This is a genomic window from Furfurilactobacillus siliginis, assembly GCF_001437435.1.
Taxonomy (GTDB): Bacteria; Bacillota; Bacilli; order Lactobacillales; family Lactobacillaceae; genus Furfurilactobacillus; species Furfurilactobacillus siliginis.
The window spans coordinates 73458-96781 of record NZ_JQCB01000002.1 but is presented as its reverse complement, the minus strand read 5'-3'; the positions used below and the strand labels follow the sequence as shown (position 1 = coordinate 96781).

The 23324-nt window shown below is 43.9% G+C and carries 23 protein-coding genes; 10 read left to right on the top strand and 13 right to left on the bottom strand.

What is annotated here, in order from left to right:
• Positions 1-80 precede the first annotated feature (80 nt).
• Positions 81-296 carry a hypothetical protein gene (locus IV55_RS10295; RefSeq protein ID WP_146993598.1) on the bottom strand — a complete coding sequence of 72 codons (216 nt, stop codon included), beginning with the start codon at positions 294-296 and terminating at the stop codon, positions 81-83.
• A 344-nt stretch (positions 297-640) separates the two neighbouring features.
• On the opposite strand from IV55_RS10295, the gene IV55_RS01880 reads away from it, so the two are divergent.
• The 8 genes from IV55_RS01880 to IV55_RS01845 all read left to right on the top strand — a co-directional run bounded on the left by IV55_RS01880 (position 641) and on the right by IV55_RS01845 (position 5289).
• On the top strand, positions 641-1000 hold the full coding sequence (locus tag IV55_RS01880) for a helix-turn-helix domain-containing protein (protein WP_057808788.1): 360 nt from the start codon (positions 641-643) through the stop codon (positions 998-1000).
• 11 nt (positions 1001-1011) lie between these two features.
• Complete coding sequence (locus IV55_RS10555) at positions 1012-1296, top strand: ImmA/IrrE family metallo-endopeptidase (protein ID WP_225425825.1); 285 nt, start codon at positions 1012-1014, stop codon at positions 1294-1296.
• 162 nt (positions 1297-1458) lie between these two features.
• Positions 1459-1914 (top strand): PH domain-containing protein, encoded by a 456-nt coding sequence (locus IV55_RS01870; RefSeq protein ID WP_057808785.1) that lies wholly within the window; start codon positions 1459-1461, stop codon positions 1912-1914.
• A 357-nt stretch (positions 1915-2271) separates the two neighbouring features.
• The gene (locus tag IV55_RS01860; RefSeq protein ID WP_057808782.1) at positions 2272-2718 is read left to right on the top strand and encodes a hypothetical protein; all 447 of its coding nucleotides are present in this window, start codon (positions 2272-2274) and stop codon (positions 2716-2718) included.
• 455 nt (positions 2719-3173) lie between these two features.
• Entirely contained in the window at positions 3174-3590 is a 417-nt protein-coding gene (locus IV55_RS01855) for a hypothetical protein (RefSeq protein ID WP_057808780.1), read from the top strand.
• The gene (locus IV55_RS01850; RefSeq protein WP_057808778.1) at positions 3580-3909 is read left to right on the top strand and encodes an RNA-binding protein; all 330 of its coding nucleotides are present in this window, start codon (positions 3580-3582) and stop codon (positions 3907-3909) included. Before IV55_RS01855 ends, IV55_RS01850 begins: the two co-directional genes overlap by 11 nt.
• Positions 3910-4112: 203 nt before the next feature.
• Positions 4113-4538 carry an N-terminal phage integrase SAM-like domain-containing protein gene (locus tag IV55_RS10685; protein WP_083483896.1) on the top strand — a complete coding sequence of 142 codons (426 nt, stop codon included), beginning with the start codon at positions 4113-4115 and terminating at the stop codon, positions 4536-4538.
• The gene (locus tag IV55_RS01845) at positions 4438-5289 is read left to right on the top strand and encodes a tyrosine-type recombinase/integrase (protein ID WP_371858863.1); all 852 of its coding nucleotides are present in this window, start codon (positions 4438-4440) and stop codon (positions 5287-5289) included. The genes IV55_RS10685 and IV55_RS01845 overlap by 101 nt, the downstream gene beginning before the upstream one ends.
• Positions 5290-5310: 21 nt before the next feature.
• Here IV55_RS01845 and IV55_RS01840 read toward each other — a convergent pair whose 3' ends face one another.
• From IV55_RS01840 to IV55_RS01820, 5 genes are all read right to left on the bottom strand, one after another.
• Positions 5311-6729 (bottom strand): NAD(P)(+) transhydrogenase (Re/Si-specific) subunit beta, encoded by a 1419-nt coding sequence (locus tag IV55_RS01840; protein WP_057808774.1) that lies wholly within the window; start codon positions 6727-6729, stop codon positions 5311-5313.
• Entirely contained in the window at positions 6726-7040 is a 315-nt protein-coding gene (locus IV55_RS01835; RefSeq protein WP_057808772.1) for an NAD(P) transhydrogenase subunit alpha part 2, read from the bottom strand. The genes IV55_RS01840 and IV55_RS01835 overlap by 4 nt, the downstream gene beginning before the upstream one ends.
• Before the next feature lie 2 nt (positions 7041-7042).
• Positions 7043-8239, bottom strand: a complete 1197-nt coding sequence (locus IV55_RS01830; protein ID WP_057808770.1) for an NAD(P) transhydrogenase subunit alpha — start codon at positions 8237-8239, stop codon at positions 7043-7045.
• A gap of 231 nt (positions 8240-8470) precedes the next feature.
• Positions 8471-9934 (bottom strand): signal recognition particle protein, encoded by a 1464-nt coding sequence (gene ffh / locus IV55_RS01825; protein ID WP_057808768.1) that lies wholly within the window; start codon positions 9932-9934, stop codon positions 8471-8473.
• Between the two features lie 28 nt (positions 9935-9962).
• A complete protein-coding gene (locus IV55_RS01820) occupies positions 9963-10322 on the bottom strand; it encodes a putative DNA-binding protein (RefSeq protein WP_057808766.1) in 360 nt (119 codons plus the stop codon).
• 156 nt (positions 10323-10478) lie between these two features.
• On the opposite strand from IV55_RS01820, the gene IV55_RS01815 reads away from it, so the two are divergent.
• Both IV55_RS01815 and IV55_RS01810 read left to right on the top strand, forming a co-directional pair.
• On the top strand, positions 10479-12005 hold the full coding sequence (locus IV55_RS01815; protein WP_237756161.1) for an amino acid permease: 1527 nt from the start codon (positions 10479-10481) through the stop codon (positions 12003-12005).
• Positions 12006-12060: 55 nt separating this feature from the next.
• Positions 12061-12363 carry a hypothetical protein gene (locus tag IV55_RS01810; protein WP_057808764.1) on the top strand — a complete coding sequence of 101 codons (303 nt, stop codon included), beginning with the start codon at positions 12061-12063 and terminating at the stop codon, positions 12361-12363.
• 208 nt (positions 12364-12571) lie between these two features.
• Here IV55_RS01810 and IV55_RS01805 read toward each other — a convergent pair whose 3' ends face one another.
• From IV55_RS01805 to recG, 7 genes are all read right to left on the bottom strand, one after another.
• The gene (locus IV55_RS01805) at positions 12572-13378 is read right to left on the bottom strand and encodes a MetQ/NlpA family ABC transporter substrate-binding protein (protein WP_057808762.1); all 807 of its coding nucleotides are present in this window, start codon (positions 13376-13378) and stop codon (positions 12572-12574) included.
• A 378-nt stretch (positions 13379-13756) separates the two neighbouring features.
• Positions 13757-15175: a signal recognition particle-docking protein FtsY gene (gene ftsY, locus IV55_RS01800; protein ID WP_057808760.1), complete on the bottom strand. Its 1419-nt coding sequence runs from the start codon at positions 15173-15175 to the stop codon at positions 13757-13759.
• 27 nt (positions 15176-15202) lie between these two features.
• Positions 15203-18757, bottom strand: coding sequence for a chromosome segregation protein SMC (gene smc / locus IV55_RS01795; RefSeq protein WP_057808758.1), 3555 nt, complete (start codon positions 18755-18757; stop codon positions 15203-15205).
• Positions 18758-18781: 24 nt separating this feature from the next.
• Complete coding sequence (gene rnc, locus IV55_RS01790) at positions 18782-19507, bottom strand: ribonuclease III (RefSeq protein WP_057808756.1); 726 nt, start codon at positions 19505-19507, stop codon at positions 18782-18784.
• A 166-nt stretch (positions 19508-19673) separates the two neighbouring features.
• A complete protein-coding gene (acpP, locus tag IV55_RS01785; protein WP_057808755.1) occupies positions 19674-19925 on the bottom strand; it encodes an acyl carrier protein in 252 nt (83 codons plus the stop codon).
• A gap of 76 nt (positions 19926-20001) precedes the next feature.
• Positions 20002-21024, bottom strand: a complete 1023-nt coding sequence (gene plsX, locus IV55_RS01780) for a phosphate acyltransferase PlsX (protein WP_057808753.1) — start codon at positions 21022-21024, stop codon at positions 20002-20004.
• Positions 21025-21037: 13 nt separating this feature from the next.
• A complete protein-coding gene (gene recG, locus IV55_RS01775) occupies positions 21038-23071 on the bottom strand; it encodes an ATP-dependent DNA helicase RecG (protein ID WP_057809077.1) in 2034 nt (677 codons plus the stop codon).
• Positions 23072-23324 lie beyond the last annotated feature (253 nt).

The following is a 23324-nucleotide window of genomic DNA, read 5'->3' as shown; positions in this document are numbered from 1 at the left end:
TTCATCACGATACCAATATAACGCCTTAATCCAGAGGATCCCGACGGTCTTACGATGGTCTTACGACGACAAAACGACGGTCAATCGACAACTGAACGACGATTTGTAAAAGCTACTAGTGATGGATAGCCTGCCTGGCACTCTTTGCGAGTTCGAGTGAAGTAGTCATCAAACTGTAAATGTGCATTCCGCTTCTTAACTCGATATTGTGATTCCTCATAATTCATGTGTCCGATAATGTACGTCTGTGCTTGATGTAATGAGTAGGTACCAATCAGTATTCTCTGATATTCCACATCACATTCTTGATTGCTTCAACCGTGGATAAGATGATTCGTCCTGCATTGGCTAGGTAGTCGCCCTGGTCTTCATCAAGTCGTTCTAACTCGTCCAGAATTGCACGCTCTGCGCCACTCCGACTACTGGCATACCATCCATAACAAGCGAGCGCAGACTGTCTTTTAACTGCATCCCCGTCATGCGCTGAAACCTAGGTTACATATTGTATCAACTGCTATTATAGTGAACAATCCATTATGTACCGTAAATAGATTTTTGATATTTTTTATCTTTTGTTGAAAACGATACTTTTTGTATCTATACTCGGTACATAACATATCACTCCAAAGGAGCTTACTGTATGCTTGGAGAACGTATTAAAGAACTAAGAAACACCACACAAAAAACACAAGATCAGGTGGCACAAGACTTGGGAATTAGCCGTGCCAGCTATTCTCATATAGAAAATAACCGAAATGAGCCGGATACCGAGACATTGGTTAAGATTGCGAAATACTACGATGTAACCACTGACTATCTAGTTGGAAATCATCAAACCCCAGAATGGGCAAACGAAAAAAATACAAATGATCTTGCGAGCTTCTTAACAGCCAACGAGGGATCGATGACTTACGAAGGTGATAACCTGACCGACGATGAAAAATCACAACTCCGTGTGGCGATGGAAACTATTTTCTGGAAACGCCACAAGCATAATTAGGAGGTGTGAAGTTGAATATCAATAAAATCACCGAGTACATGGTAGACAAATATCACACAGCCGGCCCTTTTCAGATTGCCGAAAAGTTAAACGTTCAAACAGATTGGATTAGCATTGATGATTTTCCACTTGGAAAAACTATCTATGATTCAAATAGCCCACTAATTCTATTAAATGAAAATATAAAAAATAGCTCACAACGATACTTCGTCATGTGCCATGAGTTAGGTCATGTATTTTACAAGAAGGACCAGTTGGTTACTACACAGCAACCCATTATGGTCACTCCAAATTAGAAGCAGAAGCCGACAAGTTTTCTGTCAGCCTACTTAGTCAGCTCTATTCTATATAGAAGAAAACAATGAACTACCACATAGCTGGAAGGACCTAGTTAATGACTATGGATTCCCCATCAGCAATGGATCACAAATAATTTAATTCAATTAGGAGACAATATTATGGCATTAGGATTTGGACACATTGTGAATGGTTTGCTAGGTAATATGAGTCAAACCAGCACCACAGAATTAAACTCTAAGTATGGTATTTACTTGCTTCCAAATGAAGAAATAGACAGCGGCTTTATACTGGTGCGTGACGTGATCATCTTTACCAATATCCGCATTATTTATATCAATAAAAAAGATGTAACCGGAAAGAAAACGAATATACAGAATATATATCTAATGAACATTATCGACGTTGAGGTAGAAACAGCAGGTTTTGGCATTGACGATTCAGATATTAAACTCACATATCTAAAGAACGTTCAACGCCGTCCTTATAACGAAATTCTAGAAACAGTCAAGTTTGAATTCCCTAAATCTTATGAAATTTCTACCCTGTATCAATCCTTAGAAGCGCTCGCCTATCAAAACCGCCTGGATATTAATAATTTGAAAGATCAAGCCTAACACTTACTGTTTTATGATCAACAACGAAAAACAAACAATTTAGCCAAAAAGGAAGTCAGCAATGGAAAAATCTCTGCTGCTAATAACACTTGTAGTATCTATTCTTCCACTGTCTGCATGTTCTAGTTCAACTAATAAAACCTCACAACATAATTTCGTCCCAGCAAAGCTTCAACCTGTCGCTAAAACAAAGACTACGGTCGAGAATAGTCACCCTAAAAAGGGAGACTATTTTAACAAGACGGAATGTACTCCGTTCAATTAGATAACCTAAATAATATTTCTGATTACTCTACGAACGGACTGAAATTCAACAATACACAGTATTGGTCTCAAGCTCTAGTTAGAGTCACAGGAATGTCTAGTGCATCTAAATTCATGTGGTCCACGAGCGACGCTAAGCCACTTTTTAATTCAGCCGGTGATAACAAGGTTCACGAAAAAGATACGCTTATTGTTATGACATTAGAAACAGATATTACTAATACTTCATCGAAAACACTTGAATTCGATGGTATGGGTGGCTATGCAGGAGGAGATTACGGTTGGGTTATTCCTGGAAATAAGCAGATTGATACCCGGGATATTGATGATTCAACAATCGGTCAAAAAGTTCAGGCCCACAAAACCGTTGAAGATAAAGACTTACACGTCGTACTATCATCTGGGAAAACGTTAAAAGTCGCTCTCAAAAAGATACCCGAAGGTACATTGAAAATTAAAACTGCCGGTGTTTCAGATGACTCGATGAAACAACTTGGCGGGAACCGAGTTGTTGAAATGAAACTGCCACATATTAAATAACTTTTAGGATCTCAATTCGAAAGGAACCTTTGAAAAACAATTCACTCATTAAGCTTACTTTAGGGATTATTAAGCTGGTTGCTTCGCTTATTGCTGTAGCAACCGCTTCAAATTCTGATCTTGGAGTAGTATTGGGAACACTTCATTTTGTGTTCGCTCTCATTGCTTCTCTAATTGTGCTTCTATATGCGCGTCGAGTATCGACTTCATAGGGCTGGGCTGCCCTTGCGTTTGCCATTCTTCAAATAATTTGGAGTTATTTTATGCGTTCTGATATTCCCACATATTTATTTTCGTTCTTGATTTTAATACTATCGCTTACCGCACTGATCACTAATATTTTTCATACAAAGAGAACTGAAAAATAGTGTAAATAATCGCCCTTTGAGGCCAGTACCCCATCCCAGCCTGCGCGGGTTCGACTCCTGCGGTGGGAATAACAAAAAGGAGAACATATGGATACAGAAAAAATATCGGGCTTCTTCCCATCAACTACTGACGCCAACATAAAACCTCTGATGTACTTACACTCAACTTCCCTGCCAGCCTCCATATCAGTCACTTTTACCTGTGCCTTATTTAATCTAGTTCCCGGAAAAGGGTATCAACTTAACTTTAAGTTTTTTGATCATAATGGAGCACTATTCTACCACTATGAATCGTTATACAAACCATTTATGGACGTCTCTAGTACAGAGAGTTATGCGGACTATCTCGGAACATTTCAGCAATTAACAACGCCTTTCATTTCGTTTTCGGAAACTGCAAGTCAAATCAAAGCTACAGTCGACTTAACAGATACGAAAGGCAATATATTAGATTCAGCAAAAACATTTGTGGCAGTTTTATCGGAGGAATCAAATGCAAAATGATGGTAACCGCGTTGATAACCCTGATAAACCAACAGTGACATATATACATCCAGAATTGCAATCTAACCACAAAACACTTCATAATGATGGAAACGGTTCAGATGGAGGCAATACGATGACAGAATTTGTAACGCATGAAGAGTTGAATCATGCCGTGGATAAACTATCGGATAAAATTGATTTACAAACTGAAAAAATAAACACTAAATTTGCTCAGTCTGATTCAAAATTACTCAAATCACAAATTTGGATGATGGGAACGACAATTACTGTAGTTGCGTTAGCGACTACCATTCTAGGATTCGTACTCTCACACTAAAGCCCTTTTGCGCTTTTTTTAACAGCCGAGAAGAACGTACGTTTGTATTTTAGAGAAACATTTCCAACATTGGAAGCAATTTATGGCAGCTATTAAGCAACACTCACTTAAGAATGGGAAAAAGAGATTGAAAATCCAAGGTTATCCATCTTACTTATGACACTGGCTAGGTTAAAGCTAAGCATTATCACCTTCGTGGATTTTTGAACTTCGCTGAAGCAAACGCCAAAGCTAAACAAATTGAATCCGACTACTTTAATAACAAGGTAAATTCCTCACACTATGGTGAACTTTCAATCGAAGACTACCTCAATATGTGGCTTGATAAAATTGATAATCGTGTAAAAATTGGCACCCTTATTCGCCAACGTTTTGTTATTAATCACTACATCATTCCTAATACAGGCAGATGCAGGCTCAAAGATTACAGTTTGCAAGACCATCAAAGGTTCATCAATTCACTGTTCACTAACACCAAATATGGACGTCTAGACCCAAATACAGGAAAAAAACAAGGTCTTCGCTGGCATACCTGCATCCGCATACAGTGGTGCTGTCAGATTAGGCTACGTAGATGTAAATCCTACACACTGTGTTACTTATCCCAGAGAGTACAACCCAACAAATAACGGTAAGAAACTGCACTACTTTACCGCAGATCAAGTCGATAAATTTTTGGAGACTTCGCTTAATGAACGCGATCCCTTTCTTTGGTATCAATTTTATCTAGTAGTTTTTGACGCAGGTCTTCGTAAGGGTGAAGCCGCGGGCCTCTGGTGTAAGGACATCGACCTAGAAACAAGAATTATACACATTAGACGACAACGCCTCTTCAAAGCGGAAACATCTACGACCATCGTTTACGATGATCCCGAGACGCAAAACAGCATTCGTGATGTCCCCATGATCGGCAGAGTAGTTGATGGATTCTACGCATACTTCCGTGAAAGATTTGGTGTTACTTTCGAATCTGAAATTAAAATGGCACTGAAACAGTATGCATATGAACCCGCCTTCGTTCATATGCAAGGTCAGACAATTGGATTACCAATCAGAGAACAAACGACTAATTCAATATTCAATCGCATTATTAAACGTGCTGGTCTCCCTCACATCCGATTACACGATGGCAGACACACCAATGCGGTGCGCATGCGTCAAGCTGGCGTCAGTCTGGAAGATATTGGCGGCATACTTGGCCATAAAAATGTTGAGACAACTCAAATTTACGCAGAAATCACCCCAGACGTAAAAGAAAAAGCCATCCGTAAAATAGATGACTTTAACCAAAATTATCAATCAAACTTATCTACTGTTAACCAGAGTGTAAACCACTCCAACAAAAGCGAGCCTCAAAAACATTCACGCAAAGAAATTTAACAGCCTGTAAACGTTGATATATCACTGGTTAATGTATTCTTTCGTTGAAACGATGATGTCAGCCAGCCCTTTTTTCGCATCAGCAAACAACATTTGCGTATTATCTAATGAGAATAATGGGTTTTGCACGCCGGCGTAACCAGTGCTCATTGAACGTTTGATCACAACCACAGCCTTTGACTTATCGACATCTAAGATTGGCATCCCCGAAATGGCATTCCCTTTTTCACGTGCAAGTGGATTAGTCACATCGTTAGCACCAATCACCAATGAGACGTCGGTATTTTCAAACATTGAATTAGCTTCTTCTTGCTGCTTCATCTGATCGTAAGGGACATTCACATCAGCCAACAACACGTTCATGTGCCCTGGCATCCGTCCAGCAACCGGGTGAATGGCATAGTTCACATTTATCCCATTATCAGTGAGTAACTTAGCTAATTCGGCAACTTCATGCTGTGCCTGGGCGGCAGCTAAACCATAGCCAGGGACGATCATAACGTTATTTGCATAAGCCAACTGTAACCCAATATCGTCAGCAGTCGTTTCTTTAACATTAACAGGCGTGTCATCTGCTGCACCACCATCATTGCTATCGCCGGTACCAAAGCCACCGGCTAAGATATTTGCAACAGAACGATTCATTGCATCAGCCATTTGCAAGGTCAAAATAGTTCCGGCTGCACCAACCAAGGCCCCAGCGATAATCAGCACCTGATTATCAATCACAAATCCAGCAAAAGCCACGGCTAGACCCGTGAAAGCATTTAATAGTGATACAACAACCGGCATATCAGCCCCACCAATTGGCAAGGTCATCAATAACCCGAAGATTAAACTAGCCACTAAACATAACGTGACAAACCACATATTTGTCGGCAATCCAATCATCAACCATGCTGATACTAAAATGGCGATGATCACAAGTGCATTGATCAACCGTGCGCCTGGAAAACTAATTGGCTTCCCGGAAACATGCCCTGACAATTTACCGGTTGCAATCAGTGAACCAGAAAATGTAATGCCACCAATGACGACATCTAATAAAACTGGCAGCGAAAAAGCGACGGCTAAATGAGACCCGTTAGCCAACACCGTATAGTCAAAGATCCCGATAACGGCGGCAGCACCACCACCAACGGCATTAAATAAACTAACCAGTTGTGGCACGTCGGTCATTGGCACCTTACGCGCCCGTGTGACCCCGTACCAAATGCCCAGTGCTAACCCTAAAATTAGCACTGTCCAACCAATTCCTGTGATTTTACCTTCGACAATCAATGTAATGACAATCATAATCACAGCAATGAACATCCCCACGGCCGATAGACCATTCCCGCGACGAGCTGTTTTAGGTGACCGCATTAAATGCACACCAATGACGTAACACACCGCCGAGATGAGGTAGACCAGCGAAGAAATCGTTACTAATACACTCATTTTTCGTCATCCTCCTTTGGTGTCGTTTTCTTTGGTCGATTGAACATGCCAAGCATTCGGTCCGTTACGGTATACCCACCCGCCACGTTGACAGCGGCAAAAAAAGCACCCAGAAAAGCTAGACAGTAGAAGAACCAGTTATTGGCTTCAGCGGCAATCACAAAGGCACCGACCACAACGACCCCGTGAATTGCATTGGCACCTGACATCATCGGCGTTTGCAGCGTTGATGGAATCTTACTCATAACTTCAAATCCAACTAATAAACTCAAAACAAAAATTGCAAGGTTGCTATATAATTCCTGACTCATGCCTACTTCGCTCCCTTCTCAGTCGCGTCTGTTTCATCAGCCGGTTTCTCAACTGGTTTTCGTTCAGGCAGCTTCATTGCCGTCCGTAATCGATTACTGATAATTTCGCCATCTTTGGTCGCCAACAGCTCACCGACAACATCGTCATCAACATCAAGTGCTAATTGATCATTATCCGTGATGTCAGTAATAACTGCCTGGACATTTTTAGCAAACATGTCAGACGCAGCCGTTGGTAATTGGCTGGCTAGGTCACCGGCACCGATAATTTGCGCACCAGCAGGCGTCGTAACGGTCGTCGCTGGCTTAACACCGGCAACATTACCGCCTAAGTCACTGGCAGCTAAATCAACGAAAATCGTACCTGGTTTCGCTTCGTCAACTGACTTCTGTGTGACCAACAATGGCGGTTTTCGTCCTGGAACCTGCGCAGTTGTGATAATAATGTTGTTGTCAGAAATGAACCCTGCCAGTTCATCCTGTTGTTGCTGGGTTTCTTCAGGTGTTAATGCACGCGCATACCCACCTTCACCTGCTCCCGATACTGACGTGGTTAAGAATGTTGCACCTAATGACTCAACCTCTCCTCGAGAAGCAGGTCGTACATCATACCCTGATACCACCGCGCCTAATCGTTTAGCAGTCCCAATGGCTTGCAAACCAGCGACCCCAGTTCCAAGGACCAAAACCTTTGCCGGTTTGGCTGTCCCAGCAGCCGTGATCATCATTGGGAAATAACGTGAGAATCGTTCTGCCGCCACCAAAGCAGCCTTATAACCGGCCACACTCGCTTGCGAGCTTAAAACATCCATCGTTTGTGCCCGTGAAACAGTCCGTGGCAACAATTCAAAAGACAATGCATTAATCTTTTTATCTGCGACAGATTGAATCCATTCTGGATCTGTCAATGGTGAAAGTAACCCTAGTAAAGTTTGACCACCACTTAATTGATCAATCGTCTCATCGCTAGGACGGTTGATCACTGCTAAAACAGTCGCCGATTTAATGGCTTCAGTTCGATCAACCACCTTAGCGCCTGCATCCGTATATGCCTGATCTGGATAAAACGCCCGCTCACCAGCGCCGTGTTCAATTAATACTTCATAGTTGCCTTTCACAAGCCGACTAACGATTCCAGGTGTCAACGCAACCCGGTTCTCATCTGTGGCTTCCTTCAGTGCAGAAACTACGATTGCCATTCAGCATCCCTCCGTTTTTGAAAGTGTTTTCACAAGTTCATCATAGCGCTTACATGTAGCAGACGCAATTATCAACCAACCGCAAACAGCCTTCCAAAATATTGCCACATTTGATAATTCAATTATCCATAAAAATCACGCACACGAAAAAGACCATTGATCCAATTCATTTCATGACGTGAATTGGATCAATGGTCTTTTAATTACTAACTTATGTCTATCAACTCCGAATTAACGGCGCCGCTTATTCTTCTTAATACGCTTCTTCTTGTTCTTTTGTGTCTGCCGAACCATCCGATTCATAGCCATTTTGCCCAACCGACCAGACATACCAGAACCGCCGCCTAACATGTTACCTAGGCCACCGGGAACCATCTGGTCCAAAGCCCCCATGTTTCCGTTAGACATTTGTTTCATCATCTTTTTCATTTGATCAAACTGTTTGATCATCCGGTTAACTTCTTGAATCGGACGTCCTGCACCAGCTGCAATTCGGCGACGACGGCTCGGGTTCAAGACATCTGGATTTTCACGTTCCTGCGGTGTCATCGAGTAAACGGTGGCGCGCATGTGCGCTAAGTCCTTTGGATCAATCTGCGCGTTTGCCAAAGCGGGATTATTCGCTAATCCAGGAATCATCTTCATGATGCTTTCCATACCGCCCATTTTGTTCATTTGGTCCATTTGATCCAAGAAATCGTTGAAATCAAATGAATTTTCCCGCATCTTTTGTTCAAGATCAGCAGCCTGTTTTTCATCGGACACCTGTTGCGCCTTTTCAATCAGCGTCAGCATGTCACCCATGCCCAGGATTCGTGAAGCCATCCGGTCTGGGTGGAAAGTATCTAACGCAGACATCTTTTCACCTTCACCGACAAACTTAATTGGTTTGCCTGTGACCGCACGGATTGACAAGGCGGCCCCACCACGGGTATCACCATCTAACTTGGTTAAGACGACCCCGGTGATGTCTAATTTTTCATTGAATCCAGTTGCTGTGTTAACGGCATTTTGCCCAGTCATAGCATCAACAACCAGCAAGATTTCATCTGGTTTAGCCAACGCTTTGATATTAGCAAGCTCATCCATCAACTGTTCATCGATTTGCAAACGCCCAGCGGTATCAATGATGATGTAATCGTTCTTATCAGCTTCAGCCTTCGCTAACCCTTGCCGAACGATTTCAACTGGATCAACATCCGTCCCCATTTCAAAGACAGGAACATCAATTTCACTAGCAACTTGTTGTAATTGATCAATGGCGGCCGGCCGGTAGACGTCGGCTGCAATGAACAATGGTCGCGCATTTTGTTCTTGTTTCAACTTGTTGGCAAGTTTCCCGGCCGTGGTTGTTTTACCAGCCCCTTGTAACCCAACCATCATGATGATTGTTGGAATCTTGTCGGACTTGTTTAAGGCACTGGCGTCAGAGCCCATCATCTTCGTTAATTCTTCATCAACAATTTTGACGATTTGTTGTGCTGGGTTTAACCCATCCAAAACAGCTGACCCCATCGCCCGGTCACGAACAGTTTTAACAAAGGTTTTGACGACATCAAAATTAACATCGGCTTCCAGTAAAGCTAGGCGGATTTCACGCATGGTTTCGCGTAAATCAGCTTCGGAAACTTTTCCTTTGCCGCGCAAGTTCTTCATTGCATTTTGTAAACGTTCTGTAAGCCCTTCAAAGGCCATGATTGATTCCTCCAGTTAAATGACGCGATTAATCGATTTGCTCATCGATTTCACCATCTGTGATTTCTAATTTGTGAACCAGCTCTATAAGCGCTTGGTCATTTTCGTGATGCTCGGCCACATAAGTCGAAATTGCATCAGCCACCTGATTACGCGCGACAAACTCAGCAAATAAATGTAATTTGGCTTCATACCCTTCCAAAATCTTTTCAGTCCGCTTGATGTTGTCATAAACGGCCTGGCGACTCACGGAAAAGTTTTCAGCAATTTCACCAAGTGAATAGTCATCGCCATAATATTGTTCAATGTATGCTTTTTGCTTCGCCGTCAATAACGGTTCATAAAATTCAAACAGTGAGTTGATCCGTTCGTTTTTTTCAATTTCCACGTTGATCCACTCCTTTACGTTATTGACACCTCAACAGTTTACCATTTTGAGTTTCGCTTGAACACCGATAAACTGCGCGATAAGCAGGTTAATTGTCGATGGTTAGGCATTAATGGTAGCTTATAGATGGCAATGAAAAATAATGAGGACATCCCTATGAAAACAACGACTAAATTATCAGCGTTTGGTTTCTTTACACTAACCGCAGCTATGCTTATGTCAGCGGATGAATACCCGGCCTTTGCCCAATCAGGATTGTTAGCCACCGGCTTTTTGATTCTTGCAGGGTTATTGTGGTTCTTACCGGTCGCACTTGTCTCTGCGCAGATGGCAACCATGCCAGGCTGGGGCGACGGCGGAATTTACACCTGGGTGAAAGGATCACTAGGGCAACGCTCCGGGTTTATCGCAGTCTTTTTTCAATGGCTACAGATCACGGTCAATTTTATAACGATGATTTATTTCATTATCGGGGTCTTAGCCTTTGCGGTGGATATGCCCGCACTAAACAGTAATCCCTGGCTCAAGCTTGCTTTATTTCTGCTGATCTACTGGGTAATGACCGCAATTCAATTACGCGGTATCAACGGCACCGATAAGGTTGTCAAATGGACATTCCTGTTTGGTATTGTCTTACCAGCGTTAATTCTGCTCGGGCTTAGCGTCACATATTTACTCGAAGGACACCACGTCCAATTTGTAACCAATTTTGCTGCTAATCGAACAACCTTAACAACCCACTTTTCGCTCACCAGCGTTGTGCCATTTGTCCTGGCCTTTACGGGTATTGAAGCGTCTGCCGCATATGTCAATAATCTGCGAAACGCGCGTCGAAATTATCCGTTGATCTTATTGATTCTAGTGCTTTTTGCCATTACATTGGATTCATTTGGCGGTCTATCTGTCGCGGCAGTGGTTCCTGCTAAGGCGCTTTCGCTGAATCAAGGCGTCATCGAAGCCATTAACAAAATGGTTCACAGTGTGACGGTGGGGACTTTCACACCGGTTGTCAAAGGCATCGGACTCCTGATGGCAATTGGAATGCTAGGAGAGATCAGTTCTTGGATTGTTGGCCCTGTCCGCTCATTACTAGTAACCGCCGAGGATGAAATTTTGCCGGCACGTTTCAACCAAGTGAACAAACAACAAGTACCGGTGCACCTCGTCTTTTTGCAAGGTGGTCTTGTCTCGATTATTGCGTTCATCTTAACGATTGGCTTTGGTGGGAACAATGCTGCCTTTTCAATGGCCATGTCACTGACAGTCATGCTGTATTTAGTCATGTACATCTTGATGTTCATCGCTTTTCTAAATTTAGTTCGCAAAGGTAAAATGGCTGCAGCCACTTTTAGGATTCCAGGCAACAAAGTCGTTCACTTATTACTCGGATTACTTGGCTTAGGCAGCTCAATGGTTGTGTTCACCTCTACCTTTCTACCCACAGCAAGTAGCCATCTATCAACTGGGGTGTATGCAGCCATCATGAGTCTCTTTTTCCTAACGGTACTGGGAATCACACTTTGGCTATACAGTCGGCGCAGAACCCAATCAACGACGAAAACATGGCACATTCGCCATCGCCACCTTGACGAGGTCCCGCGCTTTACACAGATGCAAGGACGTGGCGAACATGTCTTAGAACAAACCGAGCAATCAAAAACCAAGCAACCAACGTCGCCGTAATCTTCGAAAATCTGCTATACTGCAAGCATCAAAGTTCTTTTAGCGGAGGTTACACATGGTTTTATTAAGTTTATTAGTGGATGCACTAGCTGCAGGTTCCTATTGGTTGCAAATGACGGTACCCGCGCTACGTATTGTCGGCGCAATTCTCCAAGTTGTATTTATCGTTGCGCAACTCATTTTTATGATTGGGTACCAGGGCCCTCGTCGTGAAAAACACGATTATGATTTAAAAGGCTATCGCTATTCGACCATTCGATACACGGTGATTGTCTGGTCCCTAATCATCAATGCATTATTACTTTTCTTATATGCACTCAATTTATTTGGCGGTAACCCAATCGTTTTCGGCGGTTAAGGTCATAATTCAAAAATCGAGTTTGGGACATGAGTATCATACGTCCCAAACTCGATTTTTGAATTACAAGCCTAAATAGCGAAAACGTGGGACAACAGTCAAGTCGCTGTGCAGAGGACGAACAACCTAACGGATTGAAGACCAATCCGTTAGGTTGTTCTAGGTCTTGCTCACGATTTCCCGACTTTTGCCCCACTCTCTTCCTGCGTTATTTCCATGCCGGTAATGTGTTTCCTTTATAGTACTTATCGATGTTCTTCTTCGTTGCTTCTGTTTGATAAGCTTTAACAACTTTCAGGTACGTTTTGTTATGCCGATCTTTTTTCAAGGATGACACCACGTTGATATACTGACCGCCTGTCTTTAACTGTTCACGATAAAGTGCATTTTTAAGTTTAAGGTTTGCAGCAGAAGCATAATTTCCGTTAACGACCGCAGCATCAACACTCGTCAGTGAACGGGCAGTTTGTGCAGCATCAACGGTCGTCACTTTCAAATCCAACTTGTTATGCGTTATGTCACTCGGCGTTGGTAGATTTGTATGCTTTAGTTTGATTAGTCCTGCTCGCTGTAACAGCAGTAATCCCCGTTCCTCATTAGCTGCGTCATTGGGAATGATTACCTTTGCACCATGTTTCAAATCTGATAATTTTTTAGCCGACTGTGAATATAACGCTAACGGCTGGAAATAGGTGTTGCCAATGCCAACGATATCCGTTTTATGTGACTTGTTCCACTGACTCTGGAAGTTATAACTTTGAAACGCATTGATATCGATACTGTGATCGGTCAGCGCATTATTGGGTTGGTTATAGTCGGTGAAATTGACGATTTTAAGTTGAATACCATCTTTTTTAGCCGTTTCCTTACCAACAGCTCGCCAAATTGACGCATCTTGATCACCAACGACACCGACACGAACTGTTTTGGCAGACGCGTGCACGCTTACCCCCGCTAATACTAACGTCAGTCCAAAAGCAATTCCCAGTGTTCTCAATAAATGTTTCTTTTCCATAATGATGCCATCCTCTCCAATAAAAAAAGCGCCGCCTAAATCCGCAAAGGACCTAAGAAGCGCTACCGCACGTTACCATTCTTATTTCATCAAAACTCACATTTTGATGCTCACTAACCAACTTACTGTGTTGGTGTGCACGATAAAGGATGCCAACCATCATCATTTTACAAAATGCTCAATGATGCCAATATGCAGGCCATCTTCATCCACTTGTAAGTGCCCTTTTCCATCAATTCAAGGGCTCGCTGTGCCTTTACAAGTGAATTACTCTCCTGTTCAAATTGTGTACATTTTTTAGATGCCATTAATATACACAATTATAGATTACAGGTAAATGAGAAATACCTAATATTTTTAATTTCACTGTAATACTCGCTATTCTTTAATCAGCCCTTTGAACAACCCATACACGAATTCATTTGGATCAAATGGCCGCAAATCATTGACCTGTTCACCCAAGCCAACAAACTTAACTGGCAAGTGCATTTCATTGCGAATAGCGAGCACAATCCCACCTTTGGCAGTGCCATCTAGCTTCGTCAAAACGATACCTGTCACCGCTGTGGCTTCCCCAAACGTTTTCGCTTGGTTCAGCGCATTTTGTCCAGTGGTCGCATCAAGGACTAATAAAACTTCATGTGGGGCATCAGGAATTTCACGGCTCAGCACCCGTTTCATTTTGGCCAATTCGTTCATCAAATTGACTTTATTCTGCAACCGGCCGGCGGTATCAACCATTAAAATGTCAAAATTTTCATTTTTAGCACGTTGCACGGCATCATACACAACCGCTGCCGGATCACTTTTTTCTGGAAGGGCGACAACTGGCACATCATCGCGTTTTCCCCACACCTGCAGTTGTTCAATGGCACCAGCACGGAACGTATCCGCAGCGGCTAATAAGACCTTTTTCCCTTGCTGTTTATACATATTTGCAAGCTTACCAACCGTCGTCGTTTTACCAACGCCATTAACACCAACAAAGAAAATCACCGTTGGACCGCTTTTTGCCATGTTAACTGAGTTGTTTTCCCCATCGCCTTCTTGATCATAACGATTGACCAATTTTTCGACGATGACGTTCTCAACATCTTGACGCTTCTTGGCATTTTGCAAGCGGACTTCATCACGTAGTTCATCTGTGATTGAGACTGCTGTATTAAAGCCAACATCTGCACCAATCAAGGTTTCTTCAAGATCATCGAAGAAGTCTTCATCAACACTACGGAAATTTGCTAGAAATTCATTTAACCGATCGCCAAATGTTTTCCGTGATTTTTCTAAACCTTTGTCATACAGTTCGGCATCAGTTGCTGGGACTTCACTACTAGCAGTATCCTCTACGTCACTTTCAGATTCAGAAATAGATGTCGACGTAGATTCTGACAGACTCGCTGTGCTTAGCCGAGTTGCCTCGCTAGCTGATGTTGAAATTGAGGCACTCGTTGACTGACGCAATGCATCTTCAGCAGCGACACTCAAGGAATCAGCGTTTTGTTGCTCAGTTGATGCAGCTTGCTGACTGTCAGCAGCGCTCGCAGCGACCGACAAAGACGCAGCAACAGATTGGCGCGCTGTCATTTCACTTGCTGCTGATTCACTCAGCAAGCTCGTACTCGTGGATGCGCTGTTACTTTCAGCAATAACGTCGCTTTCAGTGCCACTATCACTAACCACACTCGTTGCAGATTCTAGTGCGGAAGTGGATGCCGCTTCTACATTACCTGTTGTTTCACTGTCCGCCGATGCAGTTTCTTCTGCATTACGTCGGCGAAAAATATCAAATAAACCCATGGGTTCTCCTTTACTAAGCTCCGTTCTCTATGACACTGCTTCCACGTCATCTAACGATACTGCGACCATCTTTGAAACACCAGATTCCTGCATGGTCACACCATAGAGGACATTCGCATTAACCATCGTACCCTTACGGTGGGTGATGACGATAAACTGTGTGCCGCCACCAAAATCACGTAAATAACGTGCAAACCGCGCGACGTTCGCTTCGTCCAAAGCAGCTTCAGTTTCATCAAGAATCGCAAATGGCACTGGTCGCACAGCTAAAATTGCAAATAACAAGGTGATTGCAGTCAGCGCCCGTTCTCCACCGGATAATAAACTCATCCGCTGAAATTTCTTACCAGGCGGTTGTGCCATAATGTCAATTCCAGTCGTCAATAAATGTACCGGGTCCGTCAACACAAGTTGCGCTTTCCCACCACCAAACATTTGCCCGAAGATTTCGCTGAAGGCGTCGGCAACTTCGTCAAATGCTGTCTTGAAGCGGGTCTCTACCTCAGTATCCATTTCAGACATCGTTTCTTGCAGTTGTTCCTGACTGGTCAACAAATCACTTTGCTGACGCGCCAAGAAGTCATAACGTTCAGAAACGCGTTGATATTCTTCAATCGCGCCGACGTTAACATCACCAATTTCGTCTAAACCACGTTTCAGTAACTTCAACTGACGCTTAATTTCAGCAATTGGTAAAGCATCGTCCAACTGCGCCTTCGCGGCTGCCAACGTCAAGTGGTGCGCCTCTGCTAACACGTTTAAATCATTGTCCAGCAACGTTGCTAACCGTGACTGTGTTGCACTTAATGCATTCATATCACTTAACGCAACTCGTTGTAATTCTTGTGCACGTGTTAACGCAGCTTCACCATCAGCCAACATTTGTGCTAAACCTGTCAACTCTTTAGTTGTCTGTGACAGTTGTTGCTGAACCTCTGTGGTTGCAGCCGTTGCTTTGGCCAACTGTTCGGCCAAATTCTGCTCATTAGCAACTTTCTTGGCATTGGTTAACGTGTCTAACTGGTGGCGTAGATCAGCCACTTCAGCCGTCGTTTTGGCGACCGTCTGCTGTAATCGTTGACAATCACTGACTTGCGCTTTTAGGCTTGCCTTCGCACCAGCTAGCCATTGTTGCTTTGTTTGCAGCAGTTCAGTTTGTGTCGTCATATCAGCCGTTAAACTGTTTAAATCCGCTTGTAACGCACTACGCTTTTCCTTAATTTGCGTTAGGGCAGCCTCAGTTTCTATTACTTGCTTTGCCGTCGTTTCAATTTGTGTTTGATAATCCGCGTCGTCTTGCACCCCTTGCTGTTGTTCCAGCTTGATGGCCTGCATTCGCCGCGTTGCAACTGTAAGTTGTTCAACAACCAATGTGAGTTGTCCACGCGCACTTTGAACCGTTGCATCGATTTGATCCTTTTGATCACGCAGTTTCGCACCTGAAGCTGCGGCAGTATCGACCTGTTCTTGTAAATGGCTCACTTGTTTTTCTTGGTCCGACAAGGCCGTTTGCATGGTGCTAATGTCCTGCGTTAGTTTCGTTAACTCAGCTCGCTGACTTAACACGCCGGCCGTTGTGTGTTTATTTGCACCACCAGTAATTGACCCACTGGCGTTCATGATTTGACCATCTTGCGTCACAATTCGAAAACGGTGACCACCTATTTTAGCTAACTGCAGTGCGGCGTCTAACGTTGTCGCGATAACAGTGGTACCTAATAAATGGTCAACGATACTTTGTAGCTCAGGCTTAAAACTAACCAAGTCGCTTGCAACACCCACAAATCCGGGTTGGCCTTGCAATGGTTTGATTTGCATATCGCTCAGCCGATGCCCGTGAATCGTTGTTTGAGGTAAAAAAGTGGCCCGTCCGGCGCGATTTTTCGTTAGGTACTGAACAGCGTCTCGAGCAGTATTTTCATCAGTCACAACTAATTGTTGCAGTTGGGCACCTAAAGCTGTTTCGATTGCCTTAGTCAAATCGGCTGGCACCGTTACTAAGTCGGCAACTGGACCCACTACACCAGGGAATTGGCTGCGCACCTTTAAAATGGCCCGTACGCCTTGGTAAAAACTCGCATGTTCATCATTGGTTGCAGCTAAACTATCTGCTCGAGCTTTTGCGCGCTGCATAACCGTTAGTGCGTTATACCAGTTCTTTTGGGCAGTTTCAAAGGCTGCGGTGAGTTTATGATAATCATCTCCGGCAGCCTCAAATTGCGCGTGGCAAGTCTGCTGCTTAGCCAGCTGTTCATCTAGAACAGCCTGCGCGGCGTCCCGTTTTTGGGTCACTGTTTCAACATCTGCTAGTAGCTTTGTCAGTTGTCCACCCACGCGCGCTTGCTGTTGATCATCTCGTTCATGTGTTTGCGCCAAAAAATGTTGCTCATTATGCAAGGTTGTTAATGCCTGCATTTGATCAACATAGTCATCTTGTAACTGCTGTAGCTGCTGATTTAATCGTTGTTGTTGCGCTTTACTGTTGCCACTAGTTAAACCAGCAACCACCGCTGTCGCATCATCAACAGCCTGTTGCTGCTTACTTTGCGCCGCCAGCGCTGCCGCCAGCGCCGCCTGGCTACTTTCAAGTGTCTGGTTAACAGTCTCTAAACGAGCTGTTAATTCAGTCTGCTGCTGCTTTTGAAAGGCAGAACGGGTCGCGTCTGTTTCTTGCTTTCCAGATAGCGCCGTTGTTTCCTCGGTCAACTTCAGCAATTGTGCCTGTAAATCATCCTTTTGCACCGTCAACGCTTCACGTCGCGCTTTAAGTTGTGTCACATGTTGCGTTTGCTCTGCGACATCTGTTTCATAGCGTGTCACAAGCGCCTTTGAATCTGCAATTTTCTTGTCAGTTACTTGCTTAGCCGCTTGATTATCAGTAATTTCAATAACCAATCGCGCCTGCTCCAATTGATCATAGCGTTCCTTTTGATCAACATAATCCTTTGCTAACGCGCTTTGTTCCGCTAATGGTTCCATCTGGCCTTCAAGCTCGGCGATGATGTCGTTGACCCGATTCAGATATTCACGCGTATTACCGAGTTCTTTTTGAGCCTTATCTTTATTCTGCTTATATTTATAAACACCGGCAACCTCTTCAATAATGCTGCGCCGGTCTTCCGGTTTGCTGTTGAAAATTGCTTCAACACGACCTTGACTAATGATGGAAAATGACTCACGCCCAAGTCCGGTATCCATAAACAGCTCTAAAATATCTCGCAGGCGACAATCTTGACCGTTCACCAAATAGCCAGATTCACCGTTTCTAAACAAACGGCGGGTCACCTTTACCTCAGAAAAATCGCTTTTGAGGTAGTGATCCGCATTGTCAAATGTAATGGAGACTTCTGCCCGGTTGAGTGGCTTGCGATTTGCTGAACCAGCGAAAATCACATCAGTCATTTTGGTACCACGCAGGTCCTTGGCAGATTGTTCGCCTAAAACCCAGCGAATGGCTTCGATAATGTTACTCTTACCACTCCCGTTAGGACCAACGATACCAGTCAACCCAGACATAAACTCAATTTTTGTTTTGTCAGCAAACGATTTAAAGCCGCTGATTTCCAAAGTCTTTAGTTTCATTCAATCGCCATCCGTTAATTTACGTTAATCCTTACCATGGGTAATCAAGGTTTCTTGCTGTCCCCGCAGTTCGTTCAACGCTTTTAATGCGGCCGCTTGTTCCGCACTTTTTTTAGATTTCCCGGTCCCTTGACCAACAATGGTGCCATCAGCTGCAACCGTCATGGTAAAGCTGCGGTCGTTTTCAGGACCATCCTCATGAGCTAACTCATAATCAATCAGTACATCACCATCGCGTTGTAACCATTCTTGTAACGCCGTCTTGTAATCTATGGCGTGGTCAAACCAACCGGCATCCAGCTTGGGAAAAATCACTGTGGTAATAAAGGCAACAACCGCGTCTTTGCCTTTATCCAGATATAATGCGCCAACAAAAGATTCAAAAATATCACAAAGTAATGACGCCCGGTGCCGTGCACCCTCTTTTTCTTCGCCTTTACCAAGACGAATGTACTGGTCAAAGTGACATTCCAGTGCAAATTTTGCAAAGCTGGCTTCCTGCACCATCGCAGCACGAAGCCGTGTCAACTTACCTTGTGGCATTTCTGGATAACGTTTGTAAATATATTCAGAAACCGTCAGTTGTAAAACGGCATCCCCTAAAAATTCAATACGTTCATAAAACTTCAAGTCTTCACGTGGATGTTCATTCACATAGCTGGCCTGGGTGAAGGCTTCATCCAATAAAGCTGGGTTACTAAAATGAATGTCAAACCGATCTGCTAATTCCTTTTGTATTCCTGGTATCACGCTTTTTCTCCTCTGTCTTTGGCTCTGTATCGTGGGGGTAACTTGTCTAAAAACGAGCCAAAAGCCGGCTCACGTCCTAACAGCTGCCAAGTGCACTAGGTTCAGTACCTCGACCAGCGACGTTAGAAAATGATACTTCCCGACCTTTGACTCGCGTGGCGTTAACCTATTCAGCTGTTTCCTGATGGTCATACACATAATCGACCACTTGGCCGATGGTGTTTAACTTCTCCGCATCATCGTCGGAAATTTCGGCACCAAACGTATCTTCTAATTCCATAATGAATTCAACGAAATCAATGGAGTCAGCGTCCAGATCTGTCCGAAAGTTAAGATCATTGGTGACCTTATCATGTTCAACTTCAAACCGGTCTTCAATAATCGAACCAATTTTGTCAAAAATTTCTTGTTTAGTCATGTCTACCCTAGTTTCTGGAAAGTGTTTTACAGTTTTTTAGTCTATCGTTTTCACGGTTACTTGTCTAGTGCTACCGCTACTTTTCAGCGTCAGTTGTCGTCGCTTTGGCATCTTCGAAATAAGCCACTGTTTTCGCAATTAAGCCACTAGCAACAATCTGATGAATTTGCCCCATCGTGTTACGAACGGTTTCAGCCTTTGCAGACCCATGTGTTTTCACAACGGCGCCCTTTAATCCTAATAACACAGCACCACCATGTTTCGAGTAATCCATCACTTGACCAACTTCATGAAAGGCATTGCGACTCAAAACATAACCCATCTTCGCCTTCGTTGACGCCATGATTTTTGAACGAATCAAAGATAGCATCGATAAAGCAGTTCCTTCAATGGCTTTCAACGTTGCATTACCAGTAAAACCGTCAGTTACAACCACGTCTGCTGCACCATTTAACAGTTCACGTGATTCGACGTTACCGATAAAATTAATATTTTCCATTGAACTCAGTTGTTCAAACGCAGCCCGGTGAACCTTGTCACCTTTATCGGCTTCGGTCCCGTTATTCAGTAAACCAACTTTAGGCTTTTCGATACCCATGACGGTTTGCCCATAAAAGTTACCGAGCACCGCAAATTGCTCCAGGTTAGTCAATTTATAATCCGCATTGGCACCAACGTCCAGCATTGTGAAACTGCCAGTCGCATCCCCAGTAACAACAGGTAACGTGGTGGTCAGTCCCGGACGATCGATTCCTTTGATTCGACCAATAATAAATAAACCCGCTGCTAGGACAGCCCCTGTGTTACCAGCTGAGAAAAAGGCATCCGCGCGACCTTCTTTGACAGCCGTCGCTGCTAGTACAATCGATGAGTCCTTTTTTGACCGCACGGCCCGAACCGGTTCATCTTCCATCGCAATGACTGAAGCCGCATGAACGATTTCAATTCGTTCCTCATTTGTAACTAGTGCTTGGATGCGTTCCTTTGGTCCGTACAATTGAAATTCCATATCTGGATATGCATCCCGTGCTAATTCGATTCCTTTAACAATTTCTTCAGGGGCATTGTCGCCGCCCATCGCATCTACAGCAATTTTCACGGTGTGACCTTCCTTAATCTAACGTTGAGTGTTGTTTTAATAAATGTTGTTCGTACCCAGCCAGTTCACGATTGGCCGGCTGCGTTTGCCAGCTTGGTTGATCTACGAGAGCAATGGCCTCTTGCTGCGCCACTTGCAGGATATTCAACTGTGCCACCGGATCACCAACTTTAAACTCTGGTACCCCGGATTGCTTAGTCCCTAATAAATCTCCGGAACCACGTAATTCTAAATCTTTTTGAGCCAAAAGAAAACCGTCTGTTGTGTCGGTCATGACTTCCATTCGTGCAATTCCGTCTTGCGTTTTGGGGTCAGCAATCAAAATACACGTCGAGGCAACTTCCCCCCGGCCAACACGCCCCCGAAGCTGATGCAGCTGTGCTAATCCGAAACGATCTGCATCAAAAATCAACATGACAGTTGCATTCGGGACATCAACCCCTACTTCAATAACCGTGGTCGATACCAGCACATCATAGTCGCCAGCTTTAAAGGCAGTCATCACAGCGTCTTTTTCTTCATTTTTCAAACGACCATGCAACAGACCCACCTTATAATCTGGTGCAAAGTTTTCGCTTAAATGATCATAGATAGCTTCCGCATTTTTAACATCTAACGCTTCTGACTCCTCAATCAGAGGCGTTACCACATATGCTTGCTGATGATGACTTAGCTGTTGGCGAATAAAGTCCATCGCAGCCTCGGTCTGATTACTATGCACCCAGCGTGTTGTAATTGGCTTTCGCCCAGCTGGTAGTTCATCAATAATTGACACATCCATTTCACCATAGGCGGTGATTTGTAGTGTTCGGGGAATTGGGGTCGCGGTCATCGCTAAGATATCAGGATGTTGCCCTTTTTCTCTTAAAGCCTGTCTTTGACCAACCCCAAAGCGGTGCTGTTCGTCAATGATAGCAAAGCCCAATTTACGATAATGAACGTCCTCTGAAATCAAGGCATGCGTGCCGATGATTAAATCGACATCACCATTTTCAATGTGTTTCAGTGCTTCGCGGCGTGCCTTAGCTTTCATGGCACCGGTTAGTAACACGATGTTGACTGGCACATCGGCAAAGACAGTCGCAAGGTTCTTAGCATGCTGTTCTGCCAAAATTTCGGTTGGCGCCATCAATGCAGTTTGATAACCAGCGGTGATCGCTGCGTACAACACAATTGCTGCGACGATGGTTTTACCAGAGCCAACGTCTCCTTGCAGTAAACGATTCATGTGCAGGGGACGTTTTAAATCGCCACAAATTTCATTAACAACTTTCTTTTGGGCATGTGTTAACTCAAACGGTAGTGATTTGATGAACGCTTTAATTTTTTCATTATCATAATCGATTTCAATGCCAGCGGCCTGATGGTCTTTAACCTTCATCATCTGCATCCGCAGCTCAAATAAAAAGAACTCCTCAAAGGTCGCCGTGCGCCGCGCCAATTTTGCAGCTTCCGGATCATTTGGAAAATGCAGATCATGAATCATTGTCTTACGATCTAACAATCGATACTTTTTAATGAGTGGTTCCGGTAAGACTGTGTATATAACATCCTGATAAGCGTCATATGCTTGGTGCACAAGTTGGGCAATGGCTGTTTGCCGCACCCGTTTATTCACCGTGTAAATCGCGCCTGAGGCAGCTCCGTTGGCACTACTAATTACCTTCATACCAGATAAACTTTTGTGGACTGCATCCCATTTGCCATAAACCGCAATGTCTTGCCCAGACGTTAACTGGCTGCTTAACCAAGGCTGGTTAAAAAAAGTCACGCCAACAACGTCATGTCCAATCAACAAACGGAAGTTCAGCCGACTCTTCTTACGTCCAAACCGGACCACCGTCGGCTCTGTTGCAACCGTGCCTTTCAAGGTAACTTTTTCACCTTCTGTCACAGTGGCCAACTCACGCTCCGCTAAATCTTCATAACGAAACGGAAAATACGTCAACAGGTCACTAATGGACACGATGCCTAAAGATTTGAGCGCATCTGCGCGCTGTGGCCCGACACCCTCTAACGCGGTCACAGGATCTTCCACTGATTTCATTGGAACGGTCATGTTTTCACCACCCTTACATAAATAAATTCATTACCACCCAGTTTAGCAAAGACCACGTAAAATGACCACGCGTTGAGAACGACTCAACAGTCAAGTGCCTGTACGCAAGACTAAAAAAGACTGCCCAATTTTGCTTCGACCTGCCCAGTATTTATCGGCTGTACAAAAAGCTGCCGTTTGAACCGTATCTTCGCTATTTAAAATCGCAAATCAAAAAGAGTCTATGAACATAACGAATTAT

Coding starts and splice junctions, on each gene's coding strand:
- IV55_RS01860 (WP_057808782.1), top strand. CDS start 2,272: ATGTCTAGTGCATCTAAATTCATGTGGTCCACGAGCGACGCTAAGCCA.
- recG (WP_057809077.1), bottom strand. CDS start 23,071: ATGAAATCAGTGGAAGATCCTGTGACCGCGTTAGAGGGTGTCGGGCCA.
- IV55_RS01815 (WP_237756161.1), top strand. CDS start 10,479: ATGAAAACAACGACTAAATTATCAGCGTTTGGTTTCTTTACACTAACC.
- IV55_RS01805 (WP_057808762.1), bottom strand. CDS start 13,378: ATGGAAAAGAAACATTTATTGAGAACACTGGGAATTGCTTTTGGACTG.
- IV55_RS01835 (WP_057808772.1), bottom strand. CDS start 7,040: ATGAGTCAGGAATTATATAGCAACCTTGCAATTTTTGTTTTGAGTTTA.
- ftsY (WP_057808760.1), bottom strand. CDS start 15,175: ATGGGTTTATTTGATATTTTTCGCCGACGTAATGCAGAAGAAACTGCA.
- IV55_RS01870 (WP_057808785.1), top strand. CDS start 1,459: ATGGCATTAGGATTTGGACACATTGTGAATGGTTTGCTAGGTAATATG.
- IV55_RS01830 (WP_057808770.1), bottom strand. CDS start 8,239: ATGGCAATCGTAGTTTCTGCACTGAAGGAAGCCACAGATGAGAACCGG.
- IV55_RS01850 (WP_057808778.1), top strand. CDS start 3,580: ATGCAAAATGATGGTAACCGCGTTGATAACCCTGATAAACCAACAGTG.
- smc (WP_057808758.1), bottom strand. CDS start 18,757: ATGAAACTAAAGACTTTGGAAATCAGCGGCTTTAAATCGTTTGCTGAC.
- acpP (WP_057808755.1), bottom strand. CDS start 19,925: ATGACTAAACAAGAAATTTTTGACAAAATTGGTTCGATTATTGAAGAC.
- IV55_RS01880 (WP_057808788.1), top strand. CDS start 641: ATGCTTGGAGAACGTATTAAAGAACTAAGAAACACCACACAAAAAACA.
- IV55_RS01840 (WP_057808774.1), bottom strand. CDS start 6,729: ATGAGTGTATTAGTAACGATTTCTTCGCTGGTCTACCTCATCTCGGCG.
- IV55_RS01810 (WP_057808764.1), top strand. CDS start 12,061: ATGGTTTTATTAAGTTTATTAGTGGATGCACTAGCTGCAGGTTCCTAT.
- IV55_RS01855 (WP_057808780.1), top strand. CDS start 3,174: ATGGATACAGAAAAAATATCGGGCTTCTTCCCATCAACTACTGACGCC.
- ffh (WP_057808768.1), bottom strand. CDS start 9,934: ATGGCCTTTGAAGGGCTTACAGAACGTTTACAAAATGCAATGAAGAAC.